Here is an 18528-nt window from a genome sequence, read left to right as displayed (position 1 = left end):
CCGTGCGTCCAATTGGACGCACAAAGGACGCTCTAGCACTTTGATTGAGCATCGGAATAATCCGAAAACCGATTCTCACTTTTCGGTTCGATGCCCTAGATACGGGTCCCCCTCCGGGCCTGGTCAAGTAGAAATAAAAAGGTGGCGTCGATTCTGCATCGCGCCACCTCAGGGTATCCGTCGAAAGGGACGAAAGATTGGCGGTATCAGCGCGAAGGACGCGCAGCACCCGCACCGGCAGCACCGGCGGCCACGGGGCGCGGCGTCATCGGCAGCAGGCCCTCGCGCTGGGCGCGCTTGCGAGCCAGCTTGCGAGCGCGGCGCACGGCCTCGGCCTTTTCACGGGCACGCTTCTCGGAGGGCTTTTCGTAAGCCCCACGCATCTTCATTTCGCGGAAAATGCCTTCGCGCTGCATTTTCTTTTTCAGTGCGCGAAGCGCTTGGTCAACGTTATTGTCGCGGACGAGTACCTGCACTTGGAATCCTGTCTTTCGTGTTTGAAATCAACAGGCAAGCGGCCACATCCGCCCGCCTCCGCAGCAGTCTCCACCGCGAATTGCGGCGGCTGATAGCAGAAATGGCATACCCTGTCCACCAAAGAGTGTGAATCCGGGGTGATTTTGCCAGGTCTATTCGGCGGCGTCGCGCGTTGCGGCGGCGTCATCGGGCGCGTTCGGATCGCCCGGTGCTGTCTCGCAGCCAAGGTCGGGAAAGGCCAGCACGCGCTTGCCATGAAAATCGGTGCGCGTGACCAAAAGGTTGCGTTCTTCGAAATAGGCCAGCAGGCGCGCGGCGCGGCGCGGCGAATGGCTGCCGTAGATGCGGGCCAGCACCGCATCCGACGGGCAGGGCGCACCGGCAAGCGCTGCCTGCGCCACCACCAGGAAAACGCCTTGCAGGTCGGCCGGCAGCGATTCGGAAAGGCCAAGCGCAATCGGCCACGATTCGCCGCCGGCCGTCTTCTGGTCGACGCCGGCGCGGGCAACGGCAAACTTGCGGCGGAAGCCGGGCAAATCGAGCGGGCTGCCCAGCACGCGCCGGATGCGGCAGCGTACCAGAAAGTCCTGATAGAGCACGGCGTCGGTGCGGAAGGCCGCATCGGGATCGTCGAGGATTTCGCGCATGACCTTGGCGATGCCGGCTTCGCGCTCCGCCTCGTCGATGATGTCGAAAACCGGTTCGGCAGGCGGTTCAGGTGCGGGAGCCGGCCGGGACAGTTGGGCGATCAGGTCGGCGGTCGGGATCTGCGCCGGGGGTGGCGGTTTACGCACCGGCAGGCGCGCCTCGTCGGGGCCGGGCGTGAAGATCAGGTCGCGCGCGTCTTCCGGCGCGTCGGGCAGCGGCGTCAGTTTTGGGCTCATCGAGCGTGCCGAGGTTTCCACCGTGCCGATGGTGATCGGCAGCGGCCGGCGCGACATGGCAGGTCCGAGCGCCACGAAATGGCCGCGCGCCAGATCACGGAACATTTCCGCCTGCCGCCGGTCCATGCCTAGAAGGTCGGCGGCGCGCGCCATGTCGATATCGAGGAAGGTGCGCCCCATGAGAAAATTGGAAGCTTCGGCGGCGACATTCTTGGCAAGCTTGGCCAAGCGCTGCGTGGCAATGACGCCGGCCAGTCCGCGCTTGCGGCCCCGGCACATCAAATTGGTCATCGCGCCAAGCGATATTTTCCGCGCCTCGTCGGAGACTTCGCCGGCCACAGCCGGGGCGAAAAGCTGCGCTTCGTCGACCACGACCAGGACCGGATACCAGAAATCGCGCTCGGTATCGAACATGCCGCCTAGAAAGGCTGCCGCGGCACGCATCTGCTGCTCGACGTCCAGCCCTTCGAGGTTGAGCACGACGGACACGCGGTGCTGGCGGATACGGCCGGCGATACGGGTCAGTTCCGCCTCGGTGCGCTGTGCATCGACCACGACATGGCCGAATCGGTCGGCCAGCGTGACGAAATCGCCCTCCGGGTCGATCACGCATTGCTGCACCCAGGGCGCGCTCTGCTCCAGCAGGCGACGCAGCAGATGCGACTTTCCCGAACCCGAATTGCCCTGCACCAGCAGGCGGGTCGCCAAAAGTTCCTCAAGATCGAGCATGGCCGGCTTTCCAGCGGAAGCCGTGCCCATGTCTATATCCACCTTCATCGCCGCTCCTTCGTACCTACGATCCCTAGCATTCGATGTGCGCGATGCGAACCATTGCGAGCCAATACCCACAGGCGCCTTGCCGCATGGGCCCGGGCGGCGCAAAACGCCAATCGCCGTCGCAAACAGCGCAAGGGTGACAGCGTGGTTTCGCTAGTGATACACCTCGCGCGTCGGACGCCAATTTAAGCCGACTGCCATCCGCGAGGCCAGAAACGTGAAAAAATATTCGGTATTCGCCATTGCCCGAGAGGCCATGCGCGGCCACAAGGGCTGGGAAGAGCAGTGGCCTTCGCCGGAGCCCAAGAAAGAGTACGACGTCATCATCGTCGGGGCCGGCGGGCATGGGCTTGGCACGGCCTATTACCTGGCCAAGGAACACGGCATCACCAATATCGCGGTGATCGAAAAGGGCTGGCTGGGCGGCGGCAATACCGGCCGCAACACCACCATCATCCGCTCCAACTATCTCTATGACGAATCGGCCGGCATTTACGATCATGCGCTGAAGCTGTGGGACGGGCTTTCGCAGGAGCTGAACTACAACGTCATGTATTCGGCGCGCGGCGTCATGATGCTGGCGCACAATGTCCATGATGTGCAGGTGTTCAAGCGGCACATCCATGCCAACCGCCTGAACGGCATCGATAATGAATGGCTGACGCCGGAGCAGGCCAAGGAATTCTGCCCGCCGCTGAATACTTCGCCCGATGCCCGCTATCCGGTGGTGGGTGCCGCCCTGCAACGGCGCGGCGGCACGGCTCGCCACGACGCGGTTGCCTGGGGCTATGCGCGGGGCGCTTCGGCGCGCGGCGTCGATATCATCCAGAATTGCGAAGTGACCGGCATCAAGCGCGCGCCGGACGGCCGCGTCACCGGCGTCGACACCACGCGCGGCTTCATCGGCGCGAAGAAGGTTGGCGTGGTGGCGTCCGGCCATTCCTCGGTGCTGATGAACATGGCCGGCGTGCGCATGCCGCTGGAAAGCTATCCGCTGCAGGCGCTGGTGTCGGAGCCGGTCAAGCCGGTGGTGCCTTGCGTGGTCATGTCCAACACGGTGCATGCCTATATTTCGCAGTCCGACAAGGGCGAACTGGTGATCGGGGCCGGTACGGACCAGTATATTTCCTACTCCCAGACGGGTGGGCTTCATATTTTGCAGCACACGCTGGACGCGATCTGCGAGATGTTCCCGATGTTCACGCGCATGAAGATGCTGCGCTCCTGGGGCGGCATCGTCGACGTGACGCCGGACCGCTCGCCGATCCTGGCCAAGACGCCGGTTCCGGGCCTCTACGTCAATTGCGGCTGGGGCACCGGCGGTTTCAAGGCGACGCCGGGTTCGGCCAATGTCTTTGCCTACACGATCGCCAAGGACGAGCCGCACCGGATCAACGCGCCGTTCACGCTGGAGCGCTTCCGCACCGGCCGCCTGATCGACGAAGCGGCCGCCGCCGCCGTGGCGCACTGAGCGAAGTCCGGTGACGAAGAGAGCGAACAGACGATTTTTTATGATGGGTGCCGGCGCAGCGCTACTCTCCGTGCTTGCCGCGCAGGTGCATCAGTACACCGGCTCGGAATTCGCCTACCATCTGGTAGGAGTCTTCATGTTCGCCGCATTCTTTCTTCTGGCGGTTCTGGGAATTGCTCCGTGGGCAGGAACACTCGCACTGAAGTATCCCATTCATAACACCGAGGGATTCCGCAAAGACTATTCTGCGGAGCCCGAGAAGGAAATCGGTGCCTATTATTCACGAGGCTGGCGGCGAAGGATGGAACGCGTTGGTCTCAGGAACACGAAAGCGTTTGGCCTTTATATCGAACCAGACGGGAAGAGTTGATTCATGCTGCTGATCCGCTGCCCCTATTGCGAAGAAGAACGTCCGGAACTCGAATTCCGCAACGCCGGCGAGGCGCATGTCGAGCGCTCGGCAAACATGGCCGGGGAAAGCGATGCGGATTTCGAAAAATTCTTCTTCATCCGCTCGAACCCCAAGGGCATCATCTATGAGCGCTGGCGGCATGTGCATGGCTGCGCGCGCTTCTTCAATGCCGTGCGCGATACCATCACCGACAAGTTCGTCATGACCTACAAGGCGGGCGAGAAGAAACCCTCCAAGCTGCCGGGAGCGGGCAAATGAGCGCGTCTTTCCGTATCCCCAATGCCGGCCGGCTGAAGCAGGCCGCGACCGTGCGGTTCAGCTTCGACGACAAGCCTTATACGGGCGTTCAGGGCGACACGCTGGCTTCGGCGCTGCTGGCCAATGGCGTGCATCTGGTCGGTCGGTCGTTCAAATATCACCGTCCGCGCGGTATCCTTTCCGCTGGTGCGGAAGAACCTAACGCGCTGGTGCAGATCGAGCGCGATGCGGCCCGCAAGGCCCCAAACGTGCGCGCCACCGTGCAGGAAATCTATGACGGGCTGAAGGCCGGTTCTCAGAACCGCTGGCCGTCGCTTTCCTTTGACGTCGGTGCGGTCAACGACCTTGCCTCGCCCTTCTTCTCGGCCGGTTTCTACTACAAGACCTTCATGTGGCCGAAGGCGGCCTGGAAATCCTTCTACGAGCCGAAAATCCGCGCGGCCGCTGGCCTCGGTGTCGCCCCCGACAAGGCGGACCCGGATCATTATGCGGCACAATATGGGCATTGCGACGTGCTGGTGCTTGGCGGCGGCGCTGCCGGCATCGCGGCGGCGCTTGCCGCAGCTGAAACCGGCGTGCGCGTTATCCTGGCCGACGAGCAGGCGGAACTGGGCGGTTCACTTCGTTTCGAAAGCGGCGCGAAGATCGACGGGCAGGATGGCTGGACGTGGGCGCAGGCCGCTGTCGCCAGGCTGGAAGCCATGGACAATGTGCAGGTTCTGTCGCGCAGCACGGCGTTTGGCTATTACGCGCAGAATTTCGTCGCCTTGACCGAGCGCGTCAGCGACCATCTGCAAAGCCCCGGCATCGACCTGCCGCGCGAGCGGCTGTGGCAGATCCGGGCCAAGCGCGTCGTGCTGGCCACCGGCTCCATCGAGCGTCACATGGTGTTTGCCGACAACGACCGGCCGGGCGTCATGCTGGCTTCGGCGGCGCGCACCTATCTCAACCATTACGGCGTCGCCGTGGGCAAAAATGTCGGCGTCTATACCGCCAATGACAGCGCCTATGCGGCGGCCATCGACCTGAAAAAGGCCGGCGTGAATATCGCCGCTCTGGTCGATCTGCGCGACAACCCGACCGGGGCGCTGGTCGATGAGGCGCGTGGACTCGGCATCGAGGTTCATACCGGCCGCGCCGTCATCCGCGCCGGCGGCAAGCTGCGCGTCAACTCCATGGTCGTGCAGCCGAAGAATGGCGGCGGCGAGCGCAAGATCGCGGTCGATGCGATCCTGATGTCGGCCGGCTGGACGCCTTCCGTGCATCTGTTCTCGCAGTCGCGCGGCAAGGTCGCCTTCAACGACGAGGTCAAGCGCTTCCTGCCCGGCACCTATGCGCAGGATTGCGTGTCGGTCGGCGCGTGCAACGGCACGGATGGGCTGTCGGGCACCATTGACGAAGCCTATGCGGCGGGCACCAAGGCGGCAAAGGATTCCGGCGCGAAAAGCGTCAAGGGCACCAAGCCCAAGGTCGAGGCCAGTGAAAGCTGGTCGCGCGGCATGCTGGGTACGGCACCCGGTGCCGGACCGGGCACGACGGTCAAGTCGTTCGTCGATTTCCAGAACGACGTGACCGCCAAGGATATCCGCCAGGCGGTGCATGAGGGCATGCGCTCGATCGAGCACGTCAAGCGCTTCACCACCAACGGCATGGCGACCGACCAGGGCAAGACTTCCAACATGCACGGGCTGGCGATTGCCGCCGACGAGTTGGACAAGCCGATCCCGGAAGTGGGCCTGACCACGTTCCGCGCGCCCTATACGCCGGTGACGTTCGGCTCCATCGTCGGGCACGCGCGCGGCGCGCTGTTCGATCCGACGCGGCGCACGGCAACCCATGGCTGGGCCGAAAAGCACGGCGCGGTGTTCGAAGACGTCGGCAACTGGAAGCGCGCCTGGTATTTTCCCAAGGCCGGCGAGGACATGCACGCCGCCGTCGACCGCGAATGCGTGACGGTGCGAAAGACGGCCGGCCTGTTCGACGCCTCGACGCTCGGCAAGATCGAGGTGGTTGGACCGGATGCGGCCGCCTTCATGGAACTGATGTACACCAACCCGTGGCAGAAGCTGGAGACCGGCCGCTGCCGCTATGGCCTGATGCTGCGCGAGGATGGCTTCATTTATGACGACGGCGTGGTCGGCAGGCTGGCGGAGGACCGCTTCCATGTGACGACGACGACCGGCGGTGCCGCGCGCGTCATGAACCAGATGGAGGACTACCTCCAGACAGAGGTTCCGCATCTCAATGTGTGGCTGACGTCGACTTCGGAACAGTGGGCGGTGATTGCCGTGCAGGGGCCGAAGTCTCGCGACATTATTGCGCCGCTGATCGAGGGCATCGATCTTTCCGACGCTGCGATGCCGCATATGTCGGTGCGCGAGGGCACAATTTGCGGCGTGCCGACGCGGCTGTTTCGCATGTCGTTCTCCGGCGAGCGCGGTTTTGAGGTCAACGTGCCGGCCGACTATGGCGAGGCGGTATGGGAAGCGCTGTGGGCCGAAGGGCAAAAGCATGGCGCTTGTGCCTACGGCACCGAGGCGATGCACGTCTTGCGCGCCGAGAAAGGCTACATCATCGTCGGCCAGGATACGGATGGCACCGTCACCGTCGACGACGCCGGGCTCAACTGGGCGATCGGCAAGAAGAAGACCGATTTCGTCGGTATTCGCGGCATGACGCGCCCCGATCTGGTCGCCAAGGGCCGCAAGCAACTGGTGGGCCTGAAGACCAAGGACCCGAAGGTGGTGCTGGAGGAGGGCGCGCAGATCGTTGCCGACCCGAAACAGGCGATCCCGATGACGATGATCGGCCATGTCACGTCGAGCTACTGGTCGGAGAATTGCGGGCGCTCCATCGCGCTCGCGCTGCTGGCCGGCGGGCGCGACCGCATGGGCTCGACGCTCTATGTGCCGATGCCGGACGGCGTGATCGAAGTGGAAGTCACCGGCGTGGTGTTCTTCGACGAGAAGGGGGAACACCTCAATGGCTAAGGCTGTATCTGGGGCTAAAGCAGCAACTGGGGCCAAAGAGGCGTCTGGGGATAAGCCGGAAGCGGCGGCCAAGCCCGCATCCGGGGCAAAGAAGGCTGCTGCAACGGGTGCGCCGGCTTCCGCGCCTTCCGTCGAGCGTCGCCCGGTGCTGGCAGGCAAGACGGTTTCGGCATCGAGCGTTGCGCTGGCGATACTGCCGCCTGCGGAGCGCATTTCTCTGCGCGCGTCCGAAGCTTCGGTTGCCTCGGTATCAAGGGCGCTGGGGCTGACGCTGCCGCAAAAACCGAAAACTTCCGCCTCGAAGGGCGGCCGTACGGCCTTGTGGCTCGGGCCGGACGAATGGCTGGTCATCGATGACGCCGGCGGAGATCTTCTTGCCGATTGCGCCAAGGCCAAGGCGCTGCATTCTTCCGTTGCTATTTCGCATCGCAACGTGGCGATTGCCGTGACCGGGACGGGCGCGGCTGCCACGATCAATTCGGGCTGTCCGCAGGATCTGTCGCTGGAAGCTTTCCCGGTTGGCGCATGCTCGCGCACGGTACTAGGCAAGAGCGAAATCGTGCTCTACCGCACGGCGCCTGACGCTTTCCGCGTGGAATGCTGGCGTTCCTTCTCCGACTATGTCTTTACTCACCTGTCCGAGGCTGCACGCAGCGCCTGAAGTTCTGCCTGGCCCGGAACCTTTGTCGCGAGGAACCGTTTTCCCGCGACAGGAGACATCGCCATGGCCAAGCCGTCGATACCAGCGACTTCAGCAAAGAAGGTGAAAACTTCTGCTGTCCGTTCGCTCGAAAAAGAGCAGAAGGACGAGACTGCCGGCACTCCGGAAGAAGAACTTGAGGAGGGGTTGGAAAGCACGTTTCCCGCCAGTGACCCGATCTCGATCGTCTCGACCTCCATTCCCGGCAAGCCCAAAAGACGGTAGGCCGACGGCAGCGAGTAGCTGCGGGCTTTTAACCCATCAGGTTGAATTCGAAGGGCTACTGCGCCCCGGCCTTGCCCTGCCGGGCGGCTATCGTCATGCCGCGCCGGGCGCGGAACACGTCCCACTGCTGGTCGACCAGCACGCCGAGGAGGATGACGCCGCCCATTACCGCGAAGTTCAGCGACGACGGTATGCCGAGCAGGTTGACGAAGTTCTGCAACTCCTGCAGCAGCACGGTGCCGAGGACCACGCCGACGATGGAACCTTCGCCGCCACGCAACGAAAAGCCGCCCAGCACGGCGGCGGCAATGGCGTAGAGTTCGTAGAAATTGCCGTGGCTGGCTGGTGAGATCGAGCGCGTGTACATGGCGAAATAGACGGCAGAGACGGCGGTCAGCACGCCGCAGATGACATAAGCCGCCATCACCATGCGCTGCGTGCGGATGCCCGAATATTTCGCCGCCTCTTCATTCTTGCCGATGGCGTAGAGATAGCGTCCATACACCGACCGGTGCAGAAGTATCCAGCTTATGACGGCGATGACGATCAGCGCGATGAAGCTGTTTGGAATGCCGTAGAAACGGCCTGCCGTCAGGAATTCGAGGGTCGGGAAGCTTTGGCCGAAGGCGAAGCCGGCGGTGCCGTCGGCGGTATAAAAACGGGCCACGCCGCGATAGATCAACAGGCCGCACAACGTGACCACGAAGGGCTGCAGGTTGAGCCTGGCGATCAGCCAGCCATGCGCCAGGCCGGTGACCCCGCCCAGGACGAGGATGAGCGGCAGCGCCACCGCCCAGTCCATGCCACGCGTGGCGATGAAATCGACGAACAGGACGCCGAGCAGCGCGATCAGCGAGCCTACCGACAATTCGATGCCGCCGGTGATGATAACGAACGCCTGGCCGATGGAGAGGATGCCGAACAGGCCGATCAGGTTCGAGGTGTTGGCAAGGTTGATCGGCAGCAGGAAGCGCGGATTGATCGCCGCGACGACGGCACCCACCACCAGGATGAGGATCAACAGGCCGAGATCTTTCTTGGTCATCGTCTTCTCCTCGCCCTTTTTCTACTTCGGCTGCTTGCCTACCGCCAGAAGCAGCACGTTTTCCTGGCTGAATTTTTCCCGGCCCAGAATGCCGGCAATCGAGCCTTCATGCATCACGGCGATGCGGTCCGAGACGCCGATCACCTCTTCCATGTCGCTTGAAATCATCAGCACGGCGACGCCGGCATCCGCCAGCTTGCGCATCAGAGCGTAGATTTCGGCCTTGGCGCCAATGTCGATGCCGCGCGTCGGCTCGTCGAGGATCATCACCTTGGGGTTCATCGCGAGCCATTTGGCCAGAACGACCTTTTGCTGGTTGCCACCCGAAAGCGTGCCGGTGCGCGTCTTGACCGAAGGAGCCTTGATGCCGAGATTGGCTTTCTGCGTCTCGGCGGTCGCCGTTTCGCTGGCGGCGGACACCAGAAAGCGCGTCGCGTGCGCCCGCAAATGGGGCAGCGATATGTTCTGCGCAATCGGCAGGTCCAGCAGGATGCCGGTCAACTTGCGGTCTTCGGGCACCAGGAAAATGCCTTGCCGGACCGCATCGGCCGCCGAACCCAGCACCAGTTCCTGCCCCTCAAGGCGAATGGTGCCGCCGAGGCTCTTGTCGATACCGAACAGAACACGCGCCAGTTCGGTTCGTCCGGAGCCGACGAGACCGGCCAGGCCGAGGATCTCGCCATGGCGCAGGTCGAGCGTCACTGTCTTGTCGGGATAGGCCGGGGTCCGCACGCCATCCACGCAGACTGCGACTGCGACTGCGCCGGCTTCGCAGGCCGAAGCGTCGACGCGCGCCTTCAGCGCCCGGCCGATCATCAGCTTGACCATGTTTTCATGATCGATGGCGCTTTTCGGGAGTGTCCCGGCGAGCGTGCCGTCCCTCAAGACGACGACCCGGTCGGCCGCGCGCTCGATTTCGTGCAGGCGGTGCGAAATGAAAATGACGCTGATGCCGTCCGCCTTCAGCCCGGCGATGACGGCGAGCAGCTTTTCCGTCTCGGCGATCGGCAGGCTCGATGTCGGCTCGTCAAGGATCACCAGCCGCGCGTCGATGGATAGCGCCTTGGCGATCTCGACCATCTGCTGCTGCGCCAGCGACAGCGTGGAAACCGGCGTATCGGCGGAAAAATTGGCGCCGACATGCTCGAGCAGCGGCGTTACCTGGGCGCGCAGTCTGGCGCGATCCACCAGCCGCAGCGGGCCTCCCAGCAGCGGCTCGCGCCCGAGGAAGATGTTGGCGGCGACATCGAGGTTGTCGAACAGGTTGAGTTCCTGATGAACGAAGGCAATGCCGGCCTGCATGCTGGTGGCAACCGTCAGGCGGTCGTGCGCAACCTGGTCCACAGTGATCACGCCGCTGTCGGGCGCGGTGACGCCACCGAGAATTTTCATCAGCGTGGATTTCCCCGCGCCGTTTTCGCCGACCAGCCCGATCACCTCGCCCGGCCGAACTTGCATCGAAAACCCGTCCAGCGCGATAACGCCGGGATAGGTCTTGCGGATATTTTCGAGGGTCAGGAACGGCGCGGAATCGGATGCGCCGGCTGTATGCGGGATGACATTGTCCGAAAATTCCATCATGCGCGATCGTCTGTTGGCAAGAGCTGCGGCACGGAAAGCATCGCCGGGAGTTTCGGCCGGGCGAACAGGGAAACCACCGGCCCGGAGCCATGGCTCCGGGCCGGTGAAATCAATCTAGCACCGATCGTCGCGGCATCAATTGCCGGCCATTACCTTCAGATTGGCGGCGTAGGCGTCGACATCGGCCTGGCCGATGATCTTAGTCGGCACGATAATGAGCCCGCCCGCCGGGCTGCTGCACCACGGTCGCGGCGATATTGCCTTCCTTGACGCCGCCCAGCGTGATCGGATCGTCGTCGAAGCCGACAACCGTGATCTGGCCAAGCTTGCCGGCATCGCGCAGCGCTTCATAGATACGCGGCGTGTTGTAGGAATAGAAGCCGACCATGCAATTGATCGTGGGATCGGCGACAAGGGTGTCCTCAACGTTCTTCTTGGCGCGGGTCTGGTCGATGTCGTCGCCGCGCACGTCCACCAGCGTGATCTTGGTGCCCTCCAGCCCCTTCTTGAAGCCATCGATGCGCTCCTTGGCGTTATCGGCGCCGAGCAGGCCGACATTGCACATGCACTTGCCGCCATCGGGCATCGCCTTCTTGGCGATCTCGGCGGCCTGCGTGCCGGCATCGATGTTGGACGAGCCGATATAGGCGACCCGGTTCGACTTCGGCGCATCCGAGTCGGTGGTGAAGAGAGCGACTTCGGAGCCGATCTTGTCCAGTCCGTCGGTCTGGGTCTTAGGATCGACCGCCGAAACCATGATCGCCTTGACGCCGGCGGTGACGAGATCGTCCATCAGCCTTTGCTGGATGGCGACGGAGGACTGCTCGGGATATTTGAGTTCGAGCGCGTAGTCGGGCAACTCGGCCTGCGCCTTCTTCATGCCGGCCTCGGCCGCCTTCCAGAAGTCGGATGCGCCGTTGACGACGAAGGCCAGCGTCGGCTTGTCGGCAGCGTGCGCCGCCCCGCCGGTGGAAACGCCGAGCAGCAAAGCCGCGGCGGCCATGGTCGTGTTGCGTAGGACAGATTTCATCATGTTCAACCTCCCTATTTATTCAGCGTGCGGCGCTGATCCGGAGTCTGTCGGCTGTCGGATGCCCTCCTCCAGGACTTTGCCGGTGCATCTGCGCCAGGCATTCCAGCCAAGGACCAAATCTAGAGGCGCGTTTGCCGGACGTAAAGACTATTTATCAGACAAATGAAGACCCGCTCGACTTTCTCCTCCTGCTTGCGATGGCGTGTGCCGTACCACCGGTGCGCCATCGTCGTTGACATTATCGCATCAATTGATATTAGTAAATAGTATTAGTTATGTGGCTGGGGCTCGCTCCCCGAAGGAAGGCGACGAGGGTGTTCCGGATTGTGCGGGAGGCGTCGGTCGGTGCCGGTTAAGTCGATTTTCTGGAGGATAGGTGGCATTTCCGTTCGATCTCGCTCTCTATTGGCCGGCTGTGTGATTGTCGAGGCGAACTTATCCGCCTGTTCGCGTGTATTAGTCGGTCTTCATTTTTATAAATTGACGCGGCATCCGCCCCCTTGCCGTGCAGGCGGACGCCAGCTAGACATGCCCCCGAGGGGATCGGACAAATGACGGAACCGACGGAAATCGAGCGGGCGGCCAAGGGATCGAGTCGCCCCAAACAAGCGTCGCAGGGGACTGGCCGCCGCGTGACCATGACCGACATCGCCAAGGCGGCCGGCTGTTCGCAGGCCACCGTTTCGTTCATTCTCAACAATACGCCCGGCATCAAGCTTTCGCCGCAGACGCGCGAGCGCGTGATCGGCGAGGCGCGCCGGCTCGGCTACCGGCTGCCGTCCTTCGGATCGTCTTATGCGCGTCCTTCGCCCTCGACGGTGCTCGATGGCGTCATCGGCTTCGTGACGGACCAACTGGCGACAAGCCCGGAGGCCGTCGTTGCCATCGAAGGCGTCCGGCAAGCTTCCTGGAACGCCGGCAATGTCGTGCTGGTCGCGCAGACCATGAGCGACGCGGTGATGGAACCGCGCGCCATCGCGGCGCTGACGGCGCAGGGGATTTCGGCGCTGGTCTACATGACGATCTTCACCAGAGAGATCGTCACGCCGCCGCATCTTGCGGACCTCAACATCCCGGTGGTGCTGCTCAACTGCTATACGGCCGATTACGCGTTTCCCGCCGTGGTGCCGAGCGAGATCGCGGGTGGGCAAAGCTCGACCCGGCATCTAATCCAGCACGGCCATCGCCGCATCGCAACGATCACAGGCGAGCCATGGATGCAGGCGGCGCAAGATCGCCTGAAAGGCTATCGCCGAGCGCTGGCGACCGCTGACATTCCCTATGACGGCGACCTCGTGGTCGAGGGCGACTGGTCGGCGAGTGCCGGTTATGCCGCCACCCAGAAACTGCTGGCGCTGGCGGAACCGCCAGCGGCGATCTTTTGCCAGAACGACCGCATGGCCATCGGCTGCTACGAGGCGCTGAAGGAGGCGGGCCTGCATATTCCGCAGGACATGTCCGTCATCGGCTATGACGACGAAGAGATCGCGCGCCATCTGTTTCCGCCGCTGACCACTTCGGTGCTGCCGCATATGGCCATGGGGCAATGGGCGGTCGAGCAGTTCGAGACGCCACCCGCTTCAGGAAACGGGCGTTACCCGATCACCAAGCTGGAATGCTCGCTGGTCGAGCGGGAGTCTGTTGCCGCACCGAAGGTTTCCAGCCAGCTCTGACGCAAACCTTCAGCTCTTCGGCTCGACGAAGGTAAGCGTCAGCCAGCGCGCGGTGAGCGCGGGCGTTTTCTCGCCCTCGATTTCCAGCGTCACGTCGTGCGCCGTCTGGACCCAGCCGGAGGGCCTTACCTTGACGCTGGCCAGGACGAAGCGGGCGCGGATGCGCGAACCGGTCTTGACGGGCGACTTGAAGCGAACCTCGTCGAAGCCGTGGTTGACGCCCATCTTCCCGCCCTCGATCGGCGGCATGGTCTCGAACGTCATTGCCGACAAAAGCGATAGAAGCAGGAAGCCGTGCGCAATGGTGCCGCCATAAGGCGTCTCGCGCGCCGCCCGCTCCGGATCGCAATGGATGAACTGGTGATCGTCGGTTGCGTCGGCAAACTGGTCGATCATGGTCTGCGTCACGGTTCGCCACGGCGAGACGCCGACTTCCTTGCCGGCGCTGGCGACAAGGGTTTCGAGACCGATCGGCTGCATGCGGAAAACTCCGGAATCTTCGGCTAATTTCTTGGCGCACAGATAGGGCTTCGCGCCGGCAATGTCACCAGATCGCTGGAGGATCAAGTCTATTCCGCCGGCTCGACGTCGATATAGGCGGCTTCCGCCAGTTCACGCGTCAGGCGTTCTTCTTCCTTGATGTTGGGCGTGACGAAGCGGCCAAGCAGCAAATAGGCGACCGGGGTGAGAAACAGCGTCGATACCGTCGCGAGGCCGAGGCCGCCGACGATTACCCAGCCGAGCGCGATGCGCGCTTCCGCACCCGCGCCGCTGGCCAGCACCAGTGGCACGCCGCCCAAAACGGTGCAGATCATGGTCATCATCACCGGGCGCAGCCGGATGGTCGAGGCTTCCTCGATCGCCTCGCGCACATTCATGCCCCGATCCCGCATCTGGTTGGCGAACTCGACGATCAGGATGCCGTTCTTGGCCATGACGCCGACCAGCAGCACGAGGCCGATCTGGCTATAGGCATTCAGGCTGGTGCCGCTGAGCAGCAGGGCGAAGATGGCGCAGGCGAGGCCGAGCGGCACCGTCGCCATGATGATGACGGCGCTGACGAAGCTTTCGAACTGGGCGGCAAGCACCAGCAGGATGATAACCAGCGCAAAGCCGAAAATGGTAATCATGGCGCTGTTGGTTTCGCCGAGCGTCGCGGCTTCGGCCAGCGGCAGGATGCGGGCGCCCGGCGGCAGCAGCGGCTGGGCGATCTGTTCGGCGACGCCGAGCGCATCGCCGAGCGCGAAGTTGCCGTGCAGGTTGGAGGTGATCGCCACCGATGGTTGCTGCTGTTCGCGCGTCAGCGACGGTGGCACCGCCTTTTCCGTCAATGTGGCGATGGACGACATCGGCACGTAACGGCCGTCCGCCGTCTTGAGGAACAGGTTTTCAAGATCGGTCGGGTCGTTGACCGGGTTGGTGGTCGATACCAGCTTAACGCTATAGCTGCGGTCGGCGATATAGACGTCGACGACATCATTGCCGTCGAGCATCGTCTGGAACGTGTCGGCCAGCCCGGTAATGTCGATGCCGAGGTCGGAAGCGCGCTGGCGATCGATGGCGACGGCAAGCTGCGGCTGGGTGGGATCGACCGTCAGGCGTGGCGACTGGAAGCGGGGATCCTTCTGCATCGCGTCGATGATCTTGTTGGCGGCCTCGCCCAGTGCCTTGCGGTCATTGCCGACAAGCGCAAACTGCAGACCGTTGCCGGCGCCGCGGATGCCGAGGCTGTTGGGCTGCACCGGGAAGATGCGAATGGCCGGTATCTGCTTGGAGAGGCTGCTGATCTCGGCCATGATTTGCTGCTGGCTGCGCGTCCGCTGGTCCCATGGCGACAGCGTCATCACCATGAAGCCGGTATTGTAGGAGCCGTTGTTGCCGGCGAACTCGAACGTGCTTTCGATCTCGCCGGATTTGCGCATCGGTTGAATCAGCCTTTCGATCTTTTCCATCTGCGCGGTTGTGTAGTCGAGGCTGACGCCCTGCGGCGCACTGATGCGCAACAACACGACAGAGCGGTCCTCGGTCGGCGTCAGTTCCTGGCGGATGGTGCCGAACAAGGAAAAGGCGGTGCCGGCGAACAGAACGGCGACCAGCACCACGATCCATGGCGCGTCCAGGCATGCGTGAAGGCAGCGCCGATAAAGCCGGTTCAGCGCCGCGCCGATGCGCGCACCCGGCCCCTTTCGCTTCTCCTGGTGCAGCGAAGTGCTGGTCAGCAGGCGCGACGCCAGCATCGGGCACAGGGTCAGCGCCACCACGCAGGACAAGAGAACCGCCATGGCAAGGACGAAGCCGAACTCTCTAAACAGGCCGCCGGTCTGGCCGGGCAGAAACGAGATCGGCACGAACACGGCAACCAGCGTCGCCGTGGTGGCGATGACGGCGAAAAACACTTCCTTGGTGCCGAGCACGGCGGCCGCGCGCGGGCCCATGCCCTGGTTGCGCCGGCGCACGATGTTTTCCAGCACGACGATGGCGTCGTCGACAACCAGGCCGGTCGCCAGCACCAGCGCCAGCAAGGTCAGGATGTTGATCGAAAATCCGGCCAGATAGATCGCCGCGATGGTGCCTATCATGGCCACTGGCATCGACAAAGCGGGGATCAGGGTGGCGCGCCAGTCGAGCAGGAACAGATAGATGACGATCAGAACGAAGGTGACGGCAAGGCTGAGCGCCAGTTCCACTTCGTGGACGGCGCCCTCGACGAACACCGCGTCGTCACTGGTGATCTTTATCGACATGCCCTGAGGCAGCGTTTTCTGAAGCTTGGCGACGGCCGCCTTGATGCCTGCGGAGATGTCGAGCGTGTTCGATTCCGCCTGGCGGATAATGCCCATGCCGATGCCGGTCTTGCCATCCGAGCGCAACGTGGTCTGGCCGATATCGGGGCCAAGCGTGACGGTTGCGACGTCGCGGATATGCGTGTTGCCGCCGATGACGATGTTCTCGAATTCCGCCGGCGTGGTCACGTCGGCGGTAGTGCGCACGATGAGGTTCTGGTTGGTCGTGTTGATCGATCCGGCTGGCGAATCGAAGGCGACGGAGGCGAGCGCGGCGCGCAGGTCGGCGACGGTAAAGCCGTGGCTGGCCAGTTTGTTCTGGTCGACATCGATCCGGAAAATCTTGTCGCGGTCGCCATAGACCTGGACGTCGGCGACGCCCGGCACGGCAGCCAGCGTATCCTCGATCTGGTCCTCGACGATGATCGTCATGTCCTGGATGGACATGTTGTCGGCGGTCACGGCCAGCCGCATCACCGCGTCGGCATTGGCATCGGCCTTGACGATGCGGGGCGGGTCGGCCTCGTCCGGCAGGGCATTGGCTACCCGCCCGACCGCGTCGCGCACATCGGAGGCCGCGACATTGAGGTCGACGCCGTCATTGAACTCGATGGTGACGCGGCTGCGTCCAAAGGAAGAGGTGGATGAGATCGACTTGACCCCGGAGACGCGCCCGACCGTGCCCTCGATCGTATCGGTCAGTTCGCGGTCGACGGTTTCGGCCGATGCGCCCGAGAAGCCGGTGGTAACGGAGATGACGGCGCGGTCCACGTCCGGCAATTCGCGAATTTCGACGCCGTAGAATGCGGCAAGGCCCGCGACGGCGATCAGCGTGTTCAGCACGAAGGCCATGACGGGCCTGCGGACGAAAAGGGCGGTGAGGCCCGTTTCGCTGGCGGCGTTTTTCGTCTGCGTCATGAGCCGCTGGCGTCCGCCGCGCGCCGTTCCTCGCCCGCGATGCGGACTTCGCTGCCCTCGCGCACGCTCTGCACGCCTTCGGTCACCACCCTGTCGCCGCTGACGATCGGCGCGTCGATGAGCACCGTTTCGGTGTTACGCTGGATGATGCGAATGGAAACGCGCTTCGTTTTCCCGTTTTCCACCGCCCAGATATAAGCGCCGTCCGTTCCCCACTGGATGGCGAGCGGGCTGACCGCCGGATAGGTGTCGCCGGGGAATTTCATGGTGACGACGAAGGCCATTCCCGCGCGCAAGGAGTCGCCCGGATTTTCTATCAGGGCTTGTACCCACAGCGTGCGGCTTTTTTCGTCGACGTGGTTGTCGACCGCCGAAACGGTGCCCTGGAAAACGTCCTTGGGCATGGCGATCGGCGCCGCCGTCAATGCCGCACCGACCTGTACCGCACCGGCAAACCGCTCCGGCACCCAGAAATCGACAAGGATAGAAGAGCGGTCGTCGATGGTGGCGATCGCCGACTGGCTGGTGACGTAGTTGCCGGCAGCGATCGGCAGGATGCCCACCGTGCCGCCGATAGGGGCTACGATCGAGCGGCGCTCCAACGCAAGCTGCGCGTCGCGCAGCACCAGTCCGGCTGTGCTTAATGTCACTTCCGCATCGGTGACGGCAACCGCCGTCGCGGTATTGGCCGCCTTCAGCGTCTTGACGCGGTCAAGCTTGGATTGCGCGTCCTTGACGCCCACCTTGGCGCGTTGCAGGGCGATAATCTCCGTATCGGAATCGAGCGTGGCGACGATCTGGCCCTTGTCGACATGGGCGCCGGACTGGACGAGGAATTCGGTGAGGCGTCCGGAAGAATAGGGGTTGACCGTCACCGTCGCCTTGGCCCGGCCGGAGCCGATTGCCTGCAACCGGTCATTGACCGTCGCGAGGGTGACCGGTGCCGTCACCACGGGCGTCTGCTGCAAGCCAGGCTGCTCGTTAGCGGCTACGGGGCCTGCTGCCGGGCCAGCCCCATTGCCTGCTTCACCCTTGGCCGTCGAGGCATGCGCCCAGTCGATGCCCCAGCGGTCCAGCACATCCGAAGCGCCCGGAAAGAAACCGATCCAGGCGAAGGCTGCCGCTACCAGCAGGGCGAAAGCGAAAAGTATCTGTTTCCAGGCAGTCATTGGTTCCCCGGTTGGCAAAAGCATTCTTGCATTCACCGGCGCCTTCAGGGAGTGGCACCTCCGGTCCGGACAACACAGTACGCGGTGTTACGCAAACGCGCACCGTTGATATCGGTTCTTTATGACAATTTT

General features: G+C 63.4%; 14 protein-coding genes and 3 pseudogenes. 8 read left to right on the top strand and 9 right to left on the bottom strand.

Going from position 1 to position 18528, the window contains the following annotated elements:
- Positions 1–206: 206 nt before the first annotated feature.
- Both rpsU and ACX3P0_RS20015 read right to left on the bottom strand, forming a co-directional pair.
- A complete protein-coding gene (gene rpsU / locus ACX3P0_RS20020) occupies positions 207–476 on the bottom strand; it encodes a 30S ribosomal protein S21 (RefSeq protein WP_459081586.1) in 270 nt (89 codons plus the stop codon).
- A 153-nt stretch (positions 477–629) separates the two neighbouring features.
- Positions 630–2138 (bottom strand): helicase HerA domain-containing protein, encoded by a 1509-nt coding sequence (locus ACX3P0_RS20015; RefSeq protein WP_459091249.1) that lies wholly within the window; start codon positions 2136–2138, stop codon positions 630–632.
- A 217-nt stretch (positions 2139–2355) separates the two neighbouring features.
- Here ACX3P0_RS20015 and ACX3P0_RS20010 point away from each other — a divergent pair, with 217 nt between their 5' ends.
- From ACX3P0_RS20010 to ACX3P0_RS19985, 6 genes are all read left to right on the top strand, one after another.
- Positions 2356–3609, top strand: a complete 1254-nt coding sequence (locus ACX3P0_RS20010; RefSeq protein WP_459091247.1) for a sarcosine oxidase subunit beta — start codon at positions 2356–2358, stop codon at positions 3607–3609.
- A gap of 40 nt (positions 3610–3649) precedes the next feature.
- The gene (locus tag ACX3P0_RS20005; protein ID WP_459091245.1) at positions 3650–3979 is read left to right on the top strand and encodes a hypothetical protein; all 330 of its coding nucleotides are present in this window, start codon (positions 3650–3652) and stop codon (positions 3977–3979) included.
- 3 nt (positions 3980–3982) lie between these two features.
- Positions 3983–4279 carry a sarcosine oxidase subunit delta gene (locus tag ACX3P0_RS20000; protein ID WP_459091243.1) on the top strand — a complete coding sequence of 99 codons (297 nt, stop codon included), beginning with the start codon at positions 3983–3985 and terminating at the stop codon, positions 4277–4279.
- Positions 4276–7269: a sarcosine oxidase subunit alpha gene (locus tag ACX3P0_RS19995; protein WP_459091241.1), complete on the top strand. Its 2994-nt coding sequence runs from the start codon at positions 4276–4278 to the stop codon at positions 7267–7269. Before ACX3P0_RS20000 ends, ACX3P0_RS19995 begins: the two co-directional genes overlap by 4 nt.
- Entirely contained in the window at positions 7262–7930 is a 669-nt protein-coding gene (locus ACX3P0_RS19990) for a sarcosine oxidase subunit gamma (protein WP_459091239.1), read from the top strand. Before ACX3P0_RS19995 ends, ACX3P0_RS19990 begins: the two co-directional genes overlap by 8 nt.
- Positions 7931–7993: 63 nt before the next feature.
- On the top strand, positions 7994–8194 hold the full coding sequence (locus ACX3P0_RS19985) for a hypothetical protein (protein WP_459091237.1): 201 nt from the start codon (positions 7994–7996) through the stop codon (positions 8192–8194).
- 55 nt (positions 8195–8249) lie between these two features.
- Here the strand turns inward: ACX3P0_RS19985 and ACX3P0_RS19980 are convergent, their stop codons facing one another.
- Entirely contained in the window at positions 8250–9239 is a 990-nt protein-coding gene (locus ACX3P0_RS19980) for an ABC transporter permease (protein WP_459091235.1), read from the bottom strand.
- A gap of 21 nt (positions 9240–9260) precedes the next feature.
- Positions 9261–9932, bottom strand: a pseudogene (locus ACX3P0_RS19975) (ATP-binding cassette domain-containing protein); the annotation flags it as partial.
- A gap of 65 nt (positions 9933–9997) precedes the next feature.
- Here ACX3P0_RS19975 and ACX3P0_RS19970 point away from each other — a divergent pair.
- Positions 9998–10063 (top strand): hypothetical protein, encoded by a 66-nt coding sequence (locus tag ACX3P0_RS19970; protein WP_459081618.1) that lies wholly within the window; start codon positions 9998–10000, stop codon positions 10061–10063.
- 202 nt (positions 10064–10265) lie between these two features.
- On the opposite strand, the pseudogene ACX3P0_RS19965 reads toward ACX3P0_RS19970, so the two are convergent.
- Together ACX3P0_RS19965 and ACX3P0_RS19960 are read right to left on the bottom strand one after the other, a co-directional pair.
- A pseudogene (locus tag ACX3P0_RS19965) lies at positions 10266–10817 on the bottom strand (ATP-binding cassette domain-containing protein); the annotation flags it as partial.
- A 138-nt stretch (positions 10818–10955) separates the two neighbouring features.
- A pseudogene (locus ACX3P0_RS19960) lies at positions 10956–11850 on the bottom strand (sugar-binding protein).
- Positions 11851–12404: 554 nt separating this feature from the next.
- Here ACX3P0_RS19960 and ACX3P0_RS19955 point away from each other — a divergent pair.
- Positions 12405–13526 (top strand): LacI family DNA-binding transcriptional regulator, encoded by a 1122-nt coding sequence (locus tag ACX3P0_RS19955; protein WP_459091233.1) that lies wholly within the window; start codon positions 12405–12407, stop codon positions 13524–13526.
- Positions 13527–13535: 9 nt separating this feature from the next.
- On the opposite strand, the gene ACX3P0_RS19950 is transcribed toward ACX3P0_RS19955, so the two are convergent.
- The 3 genes from ACX3P0_RS19950 to ACX3P0_RS19940 all read right to left on the bottom strand — a co-directional run bounded on the left by ACX3P0_RS19950 (position 13536) and on the right by ACX3P0_RS19940 (position 18396).
- Complete coding sequence (locus ACX3P0_RS19950; protein ID WP_459081577.1) at positions 13536–14006, bottom strand: MaoC family dehydratase; 471 nt, start codon at positions 14004–14006, stop codon at positions 13536–13538.
- A gap of 89 nt (positions 14007–14095) precedes the next feature.
- The gene (locus tag ACX3P0_RS19945; protein WP_459091231.1) at positions 14096–17227 is read right to left on the bottom strand and encodes an efflux RND transporter permease subunit; all 3132 of its coding nucleotides are present in this window, start codon (positions 17225–17227) and stop codon (positions 14096–14098) included.
- Complete coding sequence (locus ACX3P0_RS19940; RefSeq protein WP_459081574.1) at positions 17224–18396, bottom strand: efflux RND transporter periplasmic adaptor subunit; 1173 nt, start codon at positions 18394–18396, stop codon at positions 17224–17226. The genes ACX3P0_RS19945 and ACX3P0_RS19940 overlap by 4 nt, the downstream gene beginning before the upstream one ends.
- Positions 18397–18528 lie beyond the last annotated feature (132 nt).

Source organism: Mesorhizobium sp. A556 (assembly GCF_054489545.1).
Note: the sequence above shows the minus strand (reverse complement) of the source record. Positions and strands in the feature narration are given on the sequence as shown.